This is a genomic window from Burkholderia sola, from assembly GCF_905400185.1.
Lineage (GTDB): Bacteria > Pseudomonadota > Gammaproteobacteria > Burkholderiales > Burkholderiaceae > Burkholderia > Burkholderia sola.
The window spans coordinates 432787-446122 of sequence record NZ_FR989677.1 but is presented as its reverse complement, the minus strand read 5'-3'; the positions used below and the strand labels follow the sequence as shown (position 1 = coordinate 446122).

The window sequence follows — 13336 nt, the reverse complement described above, 5'->3', positions numbered from 1 at the left end:
TCATTGCGGTGCGCCGCGCGCCGCCTGCGCGCGGTAAGCGCGCCAGCCGCCGAAGCGCGTGATGTCCTGCGCATCGTCGAGCGCTGCGCTTTCGCACAGGAAGCCCTGCACGCGCGCACCGTCGGCGAGTGTCAGCGTGCCGATGCCGAGCGGCGCCGCGATGCCGGCGACGAAACTGCCGTACGCGTCGACCGGCATCTCCCAGACCTCGACCGCGATCGGCGCGCCGCCGTCCGGCACGCGCACGAGGCCCGGTTTGGCGACACCGCCGCTTGCATCGGCGGACAGCGCATAGAGGCGATAGGCCGGCGCGGTCGTGGTCGCGGCGACGAAGCGCGCGCCACGCTGCGTGAGCTGCCCGTTCAACGGTTCGCCGCGAAGATGCGCGCCGACGACGGCCACCCGCACGACACCCGCGGCTGCGGCACGCGCCGACATCGCGGCCGCAGGCGGCCGAACGTCGTCGACGGCGGCAGCGCCATCGCCCCACGCGTGCGCGAGATCGAGCAGCCGCGCGTCGTCGTGCGCACGGCCGACGAACGTGATCCCGAACGGCAAGCCCGCATGCGGCCCGGTCGCGCACGTGCCCGCCGGCACCGCGATCGCCGACAGGTCGAGCAGGTTCACGAAGTTCGTGTAGTAGCCGAAGCGCGAATTGATCGCGATCGGATCGGCTTCGAGCGCGTCGACGGTCGCGGTCGTCGCCGAGGTCGGCATCACGATCGCGTCGAGGCCGTCCCACGCGCGGGCCGCATCGACGCGCAGCGCCGCGAGCCGGTCGAAGGCGGCGAACGCATCGGCGGCGCTGAAGCGCGCCGCGCCGCCAACGATTTCGCGGATCACCGGATGCAGCGCGTCGGGCTCGCGCGCGGCGAACGCGCCGATCGCGGCGAGCCGCTCGGCGACCCACGGGCCGTCGTACAGCAGCCGCGCGGCGGCCAGGAACGGTGCGAAGTCGATCTCGACGATCCACGCGCCGCTCGCGCGCAGCCGGTCGAGCGCCGCGCCCCACGCCGCGCGATACGATGCATCGCCGAAGAATTCGAGCTGATCGGCGCGCGGCGTGCCGAACCGCAATTGTGCGAGCGGCCGCGCCGGGTCCGCGCGCAATCCGTCCGCGCCCAACAGCGGCTGCCATGCGCGCCCGTACGGGTCGCCTTCCGTCACGCCGTGCGCGGCGGCGAACACGGTGCGCGCGTCGTCCGCCGAACGCGCGAACACCGACACGCAATCGAGCGACCGGCAGGCCGGCACCACGCCGAGCGTGCTCAGCACGCCCCGTGTCGGCTTGAGCCCGACGAGCCCGTGGAAGGCGGCCGGCACGCGCCCGGAGCCGGCCGTATCGGTGCCGAGCGAGAACGTCGCGACGCCGAGCGCGACCGCCACCGCCGACCCGGAACTCGAGCCGCCCGACGCATAGCGCGGATCGAGCGCATTGCGGCACGCGCCGTAAGGCGAGCGCTGCCCGGAGAGCCCGGTCGCGAACTGGTCGAGATTGGTTTTGCCGACGGGAATCGCACCGGCCGCGATCAATCGCTCGACCACCGGCGCGCTGCGTGCCGGCGTGTACGCATAGGCCGGGCAACCGGCTGTCGTCGGTATGCCGGCGAGGTCGATGTTGTCCTTGATCGCGAACGGCACGCCGTACAACGGCAACGACGCGATGTCGCGCCCCGCCAGCGCGTCGGCGTACGACATCATCTCGTCGCGCGTCAGCGGCCGGATCCACGCATGGTGCGGGTCGCCCGCGTCGAAGTGCGCGGCGATCGCGTCGACGAGCGCATGCGGCGTCAGGCCGCCCGCCGCGTAGCGCGCGCGCAGCGCGGCAATCGAGTGCAGCCCGGGCAGAACCGGGCGTTCCGTCGTGCTCATGCGACCTCCTCGGCGGCGCCCGTCTTCATCACCATCAGCCGCTGGCCGGCCACCACTGCCGCGCCAGGCGCGCAATCGATCGTCTCGATCGTGCCGTCTTCCGTTGCCGTCACCGCCACCTCCATCTTCATCGACTCGACGATCGCGACGACCTGCCCTTCGGTCACGCGCTCGCCGGCTTCGACCAGCACTTTCCACACGCTGCCCGATACGTCCGCGGCGATCGCGCGCTGCGTGTCGTCGAGCGCGCCCGCTACGCGGTCCGCTTGCGCATCGCCCAGTTCCCCGTCGCCGACGTATTCCGCGTGGCCCGCCGCGCGCCACCGCTCGCGCTCCGCGTCGAACGCGGCCTGCTGCGTCGCCTTGAACGCGGCGATCGACTCCGCCTCGTCGTGCAGGAAACGGTTGTAGGCGCGCAGATCGAACACGGATTCCTCGATCTTCAGCGTCGCGCGGCCCGCGATGAAATCCGCGCGCAGCGCAGCCAGTTCGGCCTCGCTGACTTCGTAGAAGCGGATCTCGTCGAAGAAGCGCAGCAGCCACGGCTTGCCGGCTTCGAATTCGCGCGTGGTGCGGTGGCGATTCCACATCTGCACGGTGCGGCCGACGAACTGATAGCCGCCCGGCCCTTCCATCCCGTACACGCACAGATACGCGCCGCCGATGCCGACCGCGTTCTCCGGCGTCCAGGTGCGCGCGGGGTTGTACTTCGTCGTCACGAGCCGGTGCCGCGGATCGAGTGGCGTCGCGACGGGCGCACCGAGGTAGACGTCGCCGAGGCCCATCACCAGATAGCGCGCGTCGAACACGATCCGCTTCACGTCGTCGATGCTCGCCAGGCCGTTGATGCGCCGGATGAACTCGATATTGCTCGGGCACCACGGCGCGTCGGGCCGCACCGACTGCATGTAGCGCTCGATCGCGACGCGCGTCGACGGGTCGTCCCACGACAGCGGCAGATGCACGATGCGGTTCGGCACGCGCAGGTCGGCCACGTCGGCCAGTTCGCGCTCGGCGGCCTGCAGATGCGCGAGCAGCGCGTCCAGCGGCAGCGTCCGTGAATCGAACTGCACCTGGAGCGAGCGGATACCCGGCGTCAGGTCGAGCATGCCGGGCAGCCGGTGCGCGTCGAGCCAGCCCATCAGCGCGTGCACGCGAAAGCGCAGGTTCAGGTCGAGCACGGGCGGCCCGTATTCGACCAGCACGTTGCGGTCGCCCGAGCGCCGGTAGACGACGCCGATACCGCCGCCGGCCGACGGGTCGCGGTGCAGCACGCAATCGTCGGATGAGGCGGATGCAGCAGCAACAGCAGCAACGTCATCCGTCGCATTCACGATCGCCGCAGCCGATATCCCGACCGACACGTTCGCCCGCACGAACTGCACGGTATCGCCCGGCCGCAACTGCCCGAGCTTCCACAGCTCGTCGCGCACGACCGTCACCGGACACACGAAGCCGCCGAGGCTCGGCCCGTCCGGGCCGAGAATCACCGGCATGTCGCCGGTGAAATCGACGGCGCCGATCGCATACGCGTTGTCGTGAATATTCGACGGATGCAGCCCCGCCTCGCCACCGTCCGCGCGCGCCCATTGCGGCTTCGGGCCGATCAGCCGCACGCCGGTGCGGCTGGAGTTGTAATGGACGGTCCACTGCGTGCCGTAGAGCATCGCGATGTCGTCCGGCGTGAAGAAATCCGGCGCGCCATGCGGACCGTCGAGCACGCCGAGCGTCCACGCATGCGTCAGCGCGGGAATATCGGCCGCGGCCAGCGTCGCACCGGCGTCACCGCGCCCGGCGTCCGCGTGCAGATGCAGCACGTCGCCCTTGCGCAGCGCGCGGCCCGCATGGCCGCCGAACTGGCCGAGCGTGAAGGTCGCCTTGCTGCCGAGATAGTCGGGCACCTGCAGCCCGCCCTTGACGGCGAGACACGCGCGCACGCCCGCGCCGGTCACGCCGCCGAGCTTGAGCACCGCACCCGGTCGTGCGCGCACGACCTGCCAGAACGGCACCGCTTCGCCGTCGAGCGTGGCCGCGAACGGCGCGCCGCCGAGCACGAACAGCGTCGCAGTATTGAAGCGCAGCGTCGCGCCGACCATCGTGAATTCCAGCCCGGCCGCGTCGCGCGCGTTGCCGAGCAGCGCGTTCGCGAGGTCGAACGCGCGATCGTCCATCGGCCCCGACGGCGGCACGCCGATGCTCCAGTAGCCGACCCGCCCGGGCGCCTGCTGCACGGTGGTCTGCACGCCGCCGTCGAGCACGTCGATCGTGTGCGGCGCGAACGCGAAGCGCGACAGGAAGGCGGTCGTCGGCGCGCCGCGCGCGAACGTGTCGGACCCGACGACGGCGCGCAGGTAGTCGAGGTTGGTCTCGATCCCGTACAACTCGGTCCGGTCGAGCGCGGCGCGCAGCGCGGCCAGCGCGTCGCGCCGCGTGTCGCCATGCACGATCAGCTTCGCGAGCAGCGGATCGTAATGCGCGCTGATCTCCGTGCCTGCGTCGATCCAGCCGTCGACCCGCACGTCGTCGGGAAACGCGACGTACGTGAGCAGCCCGGCGCTCGGCTGAAACTGCTTGTTCGGATCCTCCGCATAGAGCCGCACCTGGATGCTCGCGCCGCGCGGCGCGACGGCGAGCGTATCGAGCGGCGGCAGGTCGCCTTCGGCCTGCAGGATCATCCATTCGACGAGATCGACACCCGTCACGGCCTCGGTCACGCAATGTTCGACCTGCAGCCGCGTGTTCACCTCGAGGAAATAGAACTGCCGCGTGCTCGCGTCGAACACGAATTCGACCGTGCCGGCCGATGCGTAGCCCACCGCGCGCGCGAGCCGCACCGCGCTCGCGTGCAGCGCGTCGCGCTCGGCGTCGGTCAGGTCGGGCGCGGGCGTTTCCTCGATCACCTTCTGGTTGCGCCGCTGCACCGAGCAATCGCGTTCGCCGAGCGCGATCGCACCGCCGCGGCCGTCGCCGAAGATCTGCACTTCGATGTGCCGCGCGTGTTCGACGAACTTCTCGAGATAGACGCCCGCATGCGCGAAGTTCGCGGCGCCGAGCCGCACGACCGATTCGAACGCCGCGCCGAGCTGCCCGGCATCGCGGCACAGCGACATGCCGATGCCGCCGCCGCCCGCGGTGCTTTTCAGCATCACCGGATAGCCGATCGCGTCGGCTTCGGCGAGCGCTGTCGTTACATCGCCAAGCAATCCGGTGCCGGGCAGCAGCGCGACGCCGTGCGCCGCCGCGAGTTCGCGCGCGGTGTGCTTGAGGCCGAACGCGCGCATGTGATCGCCGCGCGGCCCGATGAAGCGCAGGCCCGCCGCTTCGCAGGCATCGGCAAAGCCCGCGTGCTCGGACAGGAAGCCGTAGCCGGGGTGCACGGCCTGCGCGCCGGTCTCGCGTGCGGCGTCGAGGATCGCCGCGACATTCAGATAGCTGTCGGCCGCCGGTGCAGGCCCGACACGCACGGCTTCGTCGGCAAGCGCCACGTGGCGCGCGTCGCGATCGGCATCCGAATAGATCGCGACCGATGTGATGCCGAGGCGCTTCAGCGTGCGGATCACGCGGCACGCAATTTCGCCGCGGTTCGCGACGAGGACTTTGGCGAATCTCATGTTGCCTCCTGCCGGGCCGCCCCAAAGGAGGCAACCGCCCCCTTGGGGGGCAGCGAACGATAGTGAGCGTGGGGGTAGTTCATTCCGCCTCCTGCCGGGCCGCCCCAAGGGGCGTAGCGGGGAATTCGCGGAGCGTCGCTCCGCGCCCGCGCAGCCGGCCGGCTTTGCAAAGCCGGCCGTGGACGGCAACCGCCCTCTTGGGGGGCAGCGAACGTGTCGGCCCGGAGTAGCGCTTCAGCGCGTACTCCGGCCCCATGCAAAGCAAGTGAGCGTGGGGGCAGTTCATTGCGCCTCCCAGATCATGAGGCGCACGGGCGTCGGGTTGTAACCGTTGCACGGATTGTTGAGTTGCGGGCAGTTCGAGATCAGCACCGTGACGTCCATCTCCGCGCGCATCTCGACGTACTTGCCAGGCGCGGAGATGCCGTCCTCGAACGTGAGGCCGCCGAGCGGCGTGACCGGAACGTTCATGAAGAAGTTGACGTTGCCGACCAGGTCGCGCTTGGTCAGCCGCGCGCCGGCGCCGCACGTGCAGTGCGCGATCGCGTTGAGGAAGCTGTCGCGGCAGTTGTGCATGTAACGCTTGTCGAGCGCATAGCGCACCGTGTTGCTCTCGGCCGCGCACGCGCCGCCGAGCGTATCGTGACGGCCGCACGTGTCCGCGACGATCGTCGCCATCGGGTTGCCACGGCTCGACACGAGCACGCTGCCCGCGCTCAGGTACAGGTTGCGCTGCGCGCGGATCGTGTCCTGCGCGCTGTAGCGTTCCTCGGGATCGTCGGTGCTATAGAACAGCGTGTCGACGGCCTGGTTGCCTTCGAGATCGAGAATGCGGAAGGTCTGCCCGCGCTTCAGGTCGTGCAGCCACGGGTCCCCCGCGTTCAGCGTGGTGTCGTGGATCGCGTCGCGCGGGTCGAGTCGGCTTTCGATGATCGGCATGGTCTCGCTCCTCATGCGAACAGACGGTCGGTGTTGGCGAAGCCGCGCGTGTTCTCCGCGCATGCGCGCCGGCAAGGGTCATCCTCGGGCGCCGCGCCATCAACCGGATACGCGCGGTACGCGATCAGCTTCACGGCCTTCGGCGCGTAGTCCGGGCGCGGATCGAGCGGATGCGGCGCGGTCGAGAACGCCGCGAGCGTATTCATCTCGAAGCGCAGGTCGAACGCGCTGCCGGCCGGCGAATGGCCGGCGACGAAATCGAGCGCGCCGTCGTCGCGCGTGTCCAGCTTGCTGAAGAAGTTGACGTTCGCGGCGAGGTCGCGCGCCGACAGGCCGTATTTCGCGAGCTCGAGCACGAGGCTGTCGCGGCCGTTGCGGATCATCGCGTTGCGATCGATCTGATACGACGACGCGCCGTACTTGTGCGCGAACAGCCGCGCATCGCCGACGCCGCCGAGCGGGTCGTGCCAGCCGAGCGTGTCGGCCGTGATCGATGCGATCACGCGCCCCATGTCCGTATACAGCGCATGGCCGCGCGTGAGATGCGCGGTGTGCTGCGCCTTCAGCGTATCGGCCATGTTGTAGCGTTCGAGCGGGTCTTCCTGACGATGAAACACGGCGGACAGGTTCGCGCCGCCGTCGATATCGACGATGCGCAGCGCGAGACCGCGGCGCAGGATGCCGGACCAGTGGGTTCCGGCGGGAATCAGCGTTTCCCACGCGACGTGTGGCGGCGGGGCAAGGACGGCTTGGGGGCTCGGCGACATGGCGGCTCCGGGGTCGGTTGGACAAAAGGCGTGAGAGGGCGACCGAACGACATCGCGACCTCCCGGGCTTTTATCCCTCCGTGGAGCCTCGCCGTTTCCTCTCATCGAGGCGAAGGCAAGACCGGATTGCTCTCGGACCAGGCATCGCGCGGCGCACGCCGCACGACCGGAACCCTAGCGATCCTGAAGATGATGCAAATTGCTTCGCACCTCTCGGGTATCGAATAAGCGAGTTGCATGCCAGCCGCAGCCCGTCGGCCGTACGACGCGGCCCGGCGGCGCGATGGCGCGCGGCAAGCGAATGGCGCACGCATGAGCTTGCCCTCGCGGCGGGCGTGCGGCGCACCATGCGCACGCAACCGCGCACCGGTGCAGTGCGCGTCGCGTGCTCTCGCACCGAACGATCCGCGATGGCATGGGCATTGCTGAACTCACGCACCGCCACCTCATCCCCGCTCCTTCATGAACAAGCTCGACCTGCTCCGACGCGCGCTGCACGTGCTGTTCGCCGCCCGCTTCATCGAACTTCAGCGCACCCTGCGCCGCCGTTGAATCGCATTGCCGCGCGCCGTTGGCACGCTTCTCGCTCGGCATGACGCCGAGAGGTGCGGCGGCGTCGCATCTTAGGGGTGCTAGGGTTCCGGTTCATCGAACGTCTGGTCCGAGAGCAGCCCGGCGCGGGTTCATCCGATCGCGAGACCGGATGAACGCGTGCTACACGGCGGGACAAAAGCCCGGGAGATCGGCGATGGCAACGGCCGTCGCGCCTCTCCGTGGCCGCTTCGTTCGTTCCGCATCCGCAGGAACCGGTCACGTAGCCGGAACGTGTGTACGCGCACGGTCCGTATCGACGATCCCGATCCCGGTCTCCTGGAGAACAACGATGACCCGTCCCGCCCCGGCGTTCCGCCGCCTGCCGTCCTTCCGTTTCCTCCGTCATGCATTGGGCGCCGCCGCCGCGGCCGCCGCGCTATGGGTGGCGCCTACCGCTCACGCTGCCGCACCGCTGAAGATCGGCTACAGCGACTGGCCCGGCTGGGTCGCGTTCCAGGTCGCGCTCGACAAGGGCTGGTTCAAGGAGGCCGGCGTCGACGTCGATTTCGAGTGGTTCGATTATTCGGCGTCGCTCGACGCGTTTTCCGCAGGCAAGCTGGACGCGGTCGCGGCGACCAACGGCGATGCGCTCGTGACGGGCGCATCCGGCGCGAAGAACGTGATGATCCTGCTGACCGACTATTCGGCCGGCAACGACATGATCGTCGCGAAGCCGCCGCTGCGCACCGTCGAGGCGCTGAAAGGCAAGAAGGTCGGCGTCGAGCTCGGCCTCGTCGACCACCTGCTGCTCGAAACCGCACTGCAGAAGCATGGGCTCAAGGACAGCGACGTCACGCTCGTGAATGCGAAAACCAACGAGCTGCCGCAGGTGCTCGGTTCGTCGGCCGACATCGCGGCGGTAGCGGCGTGGCAACCGAATGCCGGCGAGGCGTTGAAGCGCGCGCCGGGCGCACGCGCGATCTTCACGTCGGCGGATGCGCCGGGGCTGATCTACGATGCGATCACGGTCGCGCCGGCGAGCCTCGCCGCGCGCCGCGCCGATTGGGCGAAGGTGGTCAAGGTCTGGTATCGCTGCGTCGCGTACATCAACGATCCGAAGACGCAAGCCGATGCGGTCAAGATCATGTCGGCGCGCGTCGGGCTCGCACCGGCGCAATACCTTCCGTTGCTGAAGGGCACGCACCTGCTCGACGAAGCGGCCGCGAAGCGTGCGTTCCGCAAGGGAGACGGGCTCGATTCGATCTACGGCTCGACGCGAAATGCGAATGCATTCAACGTGCGTAACGCCGTGTACAAGCAGTCGCAGGACGTCGATGCGTATATCGATTCGCGGTTTATTGACGTGCATTGACGGCAGCATGCCCGCCGGCGCGGCGATGTACCGCGTCACGTCGGTGGGCAACGCGCGTCGGCCGCATGCTTCGTACAGGAGTGACGTTCCGCCATGTGCCCGGTTGAATCCGCAACCCGAAGCGGACTTTCGCATTGCCGCTAGTGCAACGACTGCTTTCACGATGAAACTGCCGTCCGCACCATCAAGCGGGTAGGCGAGTCATCGATGCTTTTCGACCATTCGCTTTTAGCGAAACAGTCACTTAAAAACTCCCGATTCATCGGTTGACAATCCTGTTTGTCTACCTAATATGAATCGAGCGCGGCACGCTCGTGATCGCTGATTCGATAAAGACTCAGATTGTCGATTGGCCAACTGAGTCGTGTGAACCGAAGACTTCGATCAATTATCCGAAGTAGATTGCGAATTGCTCGGGATGCGCATTCAATGTGCGTATCGAGTGAAGCGACACGATGTGCATTGAAAGGACGGGGGCGTTTGAGTCGTTCGCAAACGCATAGTCAACGAAGCGTGGCCTACTGATGTCGGCGAAGAAAAATGAATACGCCTGGTCAGCCGTGGACGTTGGTGAAACACATTCTCGTTGGTGATCGAGAGCTCGGCGCCGCGCGTGCATATTGCCAGTCTCTGCTCGACGCGCCCGTGCATCGCCTGCCGCTGATCGCGTATCGGGAGGATAGTGCCCAAGGCCGGCGTCTCGTACGTATCGAGCGCTTTGTGGAAGATTTCGCCGAGCGGACCGGGATCGATCTGCATGCGCGCTGCAATGCGCTCGCGCGAGCGCTGTTCGAGCGTCCCTGCCTGCTATTCAAGGACAAGATCAATTTCCGCTACCCGGCCTCGCCAGGCTTTAGGGCGCATCAGGACGCCGCCGCGGGCTGGAATCGCTATGCGTCGCACTACGCGACCGTTGCTGTGCTGATTGAGGCGTCGCAGCCTGACAGCGGTGGCTTTGAATTCGCGACCGGGGCGTCGCCCGGCTTTCTTTATCCGAATCTGAACGGTCAACTCGACGACGCATTCTTCGCGTCGCTTTGCCCGCAATCACTCGATGTAGACGCAGGCGACGGACTGCTATTTGACGGCTATGCGGCGCATCGGACATATGCAAACCGAACGGGACATGTTGTCCCACATCTTTTTCTCACGTTCAATTGCGCCGACGAGGGCGATTTTCGCGACCGCTATTACGCGGAAAAGATCGCGGGCATGGCATCGCACGGCGACGGCTACGCGTTCCGACTGTTCGATTTCGGTCCCGAAGGAGCCATGCGATGACACGCTTCGTCGGCAACATCAGGGTCGAGTTTCTTGACCCCGCGCAACGGTCGGACGTTGTCTACCGGGGCCTCGAAACCGCGCTGTCGGCGAAGGATTCCCGACGTTTTCAGCGTGTGATGCTGGTGTCCCCCGGGGCGATCCTGTACCGTGGCGACCTGCCTCGCTGCACCTATCCATTGGGACTGGGCTATCTCGGCGCGATGCTCGAGCGCAATGGCTATGACGTACGGCTGCTAGACTGCCTGGTTGAGGGCTACGATCAGATTGAACCCGTCGACAACGCGGGCGAGTTCGTTCGCTACGGTCTCGGTGCCCGGTCGATCCGCGACGCGTTGCGCCGGTGGGAGCCGGACGTGATCGGCGTGTCCAGCATTTTCTCGAACCAGTCCGACATCATCGAGGAAATCTTCCGTATCGCGCGCGATACGGTTCCCGACGCGCTTCTGATCACGGGGGGTGCCCACGCACGGTATTTTCCGGAGCAGTATCTCGAGTCGCTTGACGCCGACGCGGTTTTTCTCGGCGAATCGGAAAACACGATCGTGGAATTCCTCGACTGGGCGAACGGCGCACGACCACTCGAGAGCCTGCAAGGCATCGTCGTGCGGCAGCGCAGCGTCAACCGGATCTTCTCGAACAAGTCGATGCCGCTCATCAAGGTTGCGCGAGCATGTTCGACCGACCCGATCGCCGACCTCGACGTCATTCCCTATCCGGCCTGGCACCTATACAACATGGAGCGTTACTTCGAAATCGGCGCCTATCAGTCGCCCTATACGGTCGGATCGCGTGTGGCTCAGCTCTACACTAGCCGAGGATGTACCGCGAAATGCTCGTTCTGCACGACGACCAACTTCTGGGGCGGCAAGCTGCGCCGTCGCAGTCCGGAGAACGTGACGAATGAAATCCGTTCGCTCGTCGAGCACTACGGAATTGACGAATATCACATACAGGACGACAACATCACGAACGACAAAGAGCATGCGCGCATGTTGTTTCGTGCGCTGGCCGACATCAAGCTTCCGTGGTGCACGCCGCAAGGAACCGCGCTTTGGCGCATGGATGAAGGCCTGCTCGATCTGATGCGCGACGCGGGATGTTACCAAATCACGTTCGCGATCGAAAGCGGCGTGCAGCGCGTGCTGACCGAGCTGATCCGTAAGCCGCTCGATCTCGCGCGCACGCGTCATCTCGTGAGATACGCACGAGATATCGGGCTCGACGTACATGGCTTCTTCATCATCGGCATGCCGCCGATGTTCGGTTGCGATGGCGAAACGATCGACGAAATGCGCGAAACCTATCGCTTCGCATGCAACGCGGGCTTCACCAGCGCATCGTTTTTCACGGCAACGCCGATAGTCGGTTCGGAACTGCTGACGGAATGCTTGCGCCAAGGATTCGTTGCCCCGGACACACCGCTTTATAGAATGTCGTACAAGCAGGGGTTGATCGAAGTTCCCGGACTTTGGACCGGCACCGAGATCGCCGCACTCGCACACGAATTCAACACGTTGTTCAACAGAGGGAGTGTCAAGCATGGACGCCGATTCTGGAGCGAGCAGCAATACTGAATGTAATGGCGAAGGTACGCGGCCGCGGCCGGTCGTCTATGTCGCGATGTGCGCGGACGTGTTCCATGATGGTCACGTGAACGTGCTGCATCATGCGTCGACTTACGGCGACGTGATCGTGGGATTGATGACCGACGAGGCAATTGCGAGCTACAAGCGGATGCCGCTCTTCTCGTTCGAGCAGCGGCGTGCGGTCGTCGCGAGCAGTGTCTGGGTCAAGGATGTCGTGCCGCAGACGACACTCGACTTCCGCCCCAATCTACGCGAGCTTCGGCCCGAATTCGTTGTACATGGCGATGACTGGCGAGAAGGCGCACAGCGCGATACGCGTGCACAAGTTGTCGAGGTGTTGCGTGAGTGGAGCGGCACACTGATCGAAATACCCTATACGCACGGCGTATCGTCGACCTATGCCCAGCAACGCATCCGCCGAAACGGTATTGCACCGAGCGCGCGGCAAGCGCGTTTGCGCCACGCACTGCGCGTACGCCCGTTGATTCGCGTGCTCGAGGCCCATAGTCCGCTCGCTGCGCTGATCGTCGAGCGCGCGCAGGTTCGAGACGGTGGAGGCGTTCGCGAATTCGACGCGATCTGGTCGAGTAGCCTGACGGACTCGACAGTGCGCGGCAAGCCGGACATCGAAGTCGTGGATCTGTCGATGCGGTTGCAAACGATCAACGAAATGTTTGACGTGACGACGAAGCCACTCGTTTATGATGCGGACAGCGGAGGTCTGCCCGAGCATTTCGTGTTCACGGTGCGTGCGCTCGAGCGTGTCGGCGTGTCGGCCGTCGTGATCGAAGACAAGGTTGGCCTCAAGCGCAATTCCTTGTCGTCCGGCGTATCCGCCCAGAGCCAGAGCGACATCGCGGAATTTTGCGAGAAGATTGCCGCCGGCAAGGATGCGCAGGTTGACGACGCGTTCATGATCGTGGCACGGATCGAAAGCTTCATCCTGGGCGCGGGGATTGATGATGCACTTCAACGCGCGCATGCGTATGCGCAGGCGGGCGCCGACGCGGTATTGATCCACAGCCGCAACCACCAACCCGTCGAGGTACTGGACTTCTGTCGTGCGTTCCGGCTCGCCGATGCGCGGACGCCGATCTTTGCGATCCCGTCAACTTATGACATCGTCAGCGAGCACGACCTCGAGGTTGCCGGCGTAAACGGCGTGATTTACGCCAATCACCTGCTGCGCGCTGCGTATCCAGCAATGACGGCCGCCGCCGAGTCCATATTGCGCCATGGACGCGCGCACGAATGCGCGCGTGCGGGCGCGAGCCTGCACGACATTTTGTCCGTGGTGGCCGGCAATGTGGCCGATGCCGGCGCGCGGGCCGATGCGACGCCAAGAACCGGCGAAACCGTGTAAAGAGGTGG

The 13336-nt window shown here is 66.3% G+C and carries 8 protein-coding genes and 2 riboswitches; of the genes, 4 read left to right on the top strand and 4 right to left on the bottom strand.

The window, feature by feature from the left end; all coding sequences use genetic code 11:
* From atzF to KR541_RS32035, 4 genes are all read right to left on the bottom strand, one after another.
* On the bottom strand, positions 1 to 1872 hold the full coding sequence (gene atzF, locus KR541_RS32050; RefSeq protein ID WP_124630110.1) for an allophanate hydrolase: 1872 nt from the start codon (positions 1870 to 1872) through the stop codon (positions 1 to 3).
* On the bottom strand, positions 1869 to 5483 hold the full coding sequence (gene uca, locus KR541_RS32045; RefSeq protein WP_216090063.1) for an urea carboxylase: 3615 nt from the start codon (positions 5481 to 5483) through the stop codon (positions 1869 to 1871). Before uca ends, atzF begins: the two co-directional genes overlap by 4 nt.
* A gap of 282 nt (positions 5484 to 5765) precedes the next feature.
* Complete coding sequence (locus KR541_RS32040; protein WP_050015406.1) at positions 5766 to 6422, bottom strand: urea amidolyase associated protein UAAP2; 657 nt, start codon at positions 6420 to 6422, stop codon at positions 5766 to 5768.
* Positions 6423 to 6433: 11 nt separating this feature from the next.
* On the bottom strand, positions 6434 to 7189 hold the full coding sequence (locus KR541_RS32035) for an urea amidolyase associated protein UAAP1 (RefSeq protein WP_050015407.1): 756 nt from the start codon (positions 7187 to 7189) through the stop codon (positions 6434 to 6436).
* A 57-nt stretch (positions 7190 to 7246) separates the two neighbouring features.
* Positions 7247 to 7378, bottom strand: a riboswitch (guanidine-I (ykkC/yxkD leader).
* Between the two features lie 432 nt (positions 7379 to 7810).
* A riboswitch (guanidine-I (ykkC/yxkD leader) is annotated at positions 7811 to 7932 on the top strand.
* Positions 7933 to 8072: 140 nt separating this feature from the next.
* Between KR541_RS32035 and KR541_RS32030 the strand changes: the two genes are divergently transcribed.
* The 4 genes from KR541_RS32030 (at position 8073) to aepX (ending at position 13328) form a co-directional block, all read left to right on the top strand.
* Positions 8073 to 9095 carry an ABC transporter substrate-binding protein gene (locus KR541_RS32030; protein WP_089490062.1) on the top strand — a complete coding sequence of 341 codons (1023 nt, stop codon included), beginning with the start codon at positions 8073 to 8075 and terminating at the stop codon, positions 9093 to 9095.
* Positions 9096 to 9635: 540 nt separating this feature from the next.
* Complete coding sequence (locus tag KR541_RS32025; RefSeq protein WP_124637501.1) at positions 9636 to 10376, top strand: phytanoyl-CoA dioxygenase family protein; 741 nt, start codon at positions 9636 to 9638, stop codon at positions 10374 to 10376.
* On the top strand, positions 10373 to 11953 hold the full coding sequence (locus tag KR541_RS32020; protein WP_124630107.1) for a B12-binding domain-containing radical SAM protein: 1581 nt from the start codon (positions 10373 to 10375) through the stop codon (positions 11951 to 11953). Before KR541_RS32025 ends, KR541_RS32020 begins: the two co-directional genes overlap by 4 nt.
* Positions 11919 to 13328 carry a phosphoenolpyruvate mutase gene (gene aepX, locus KR541_RS32015; protein WP_124630106.1) on the top strand — a complete coding sequence of 470 codons (1410 nt, stop codon included), beginning with the start codon at positions 11919 to 11921 and terminating at the stop codon, positions 13326 to 13328. The genes KR541_RS32020 and aepX overlap by 35 nt, the downstream gene beginning before the upstream one ends.
* The last annotated feature ends 8 nt before the right edge of the window (positions 13329 to 13336 follow it).

What these genes read in the sequence shown, in the direction of transcription:
- KR541_RS32020 (WP_124630107.1), top strand. Translation starts at nt 10,373, where the DNA reads ATGACACGCTTCGTCGGCAACATCAGGGTCGAGTTTCTTGACCCCGCG.
- KR541_RS32040 (WP_050015406.1), bottom strand. Translation starts at nt 6,422, where the DNA reads ATGCCGATCATCGAAAGCCGACTCGACCCGCGCGACGCGATCCACGAC.
- KR541_RS32035 (WP_050015407.1), bottom strand. Translation starts at nt 7,189, where the DNA reads ATGTCGCCGAGCCCCCAAGCCGTCCTTGCCCCGCCGCCACACGTCGCG.
- uca (WP_216090063.1), bottom strand. Translation starts at nt 5,483, where the DNA reads ATGAGATTCGCCAAAGTCCTCGTCGCGAACCGCGGCGAAATTGCGTGC.
- aepX (WP_124630106.1), top strand. Translation starts at nt 11,919, where the DNA reads ATGGACGCCGATTCTGGAGCGAGCAGCAATACTGAATGTAATGGCGAA.
- KR541_RS32025 (WP_124637501.1), top strand. Translation starts at nt 9,636, where the DNA reads ATGAATACGCCTGGTCAGCCGTGGACGTTGGTGAAACACATTCTCGTT.
- atzF (WP_124630110.1), bottom strand. Translation starts at nt 1,872, where the DNA reads ATGAGCACGACGGAACGCCCGGTTCTGCCCGGGCTGCACTCGATTGCC.
- KR541_RS32030 (WP_089490062.1), top strand. Translation starts at nt 8,073, where the DNA reads ATGACCCGTCCCGCCCCGGCGTTCCGCCGCCTGCCGTCCTTCCGTTTC.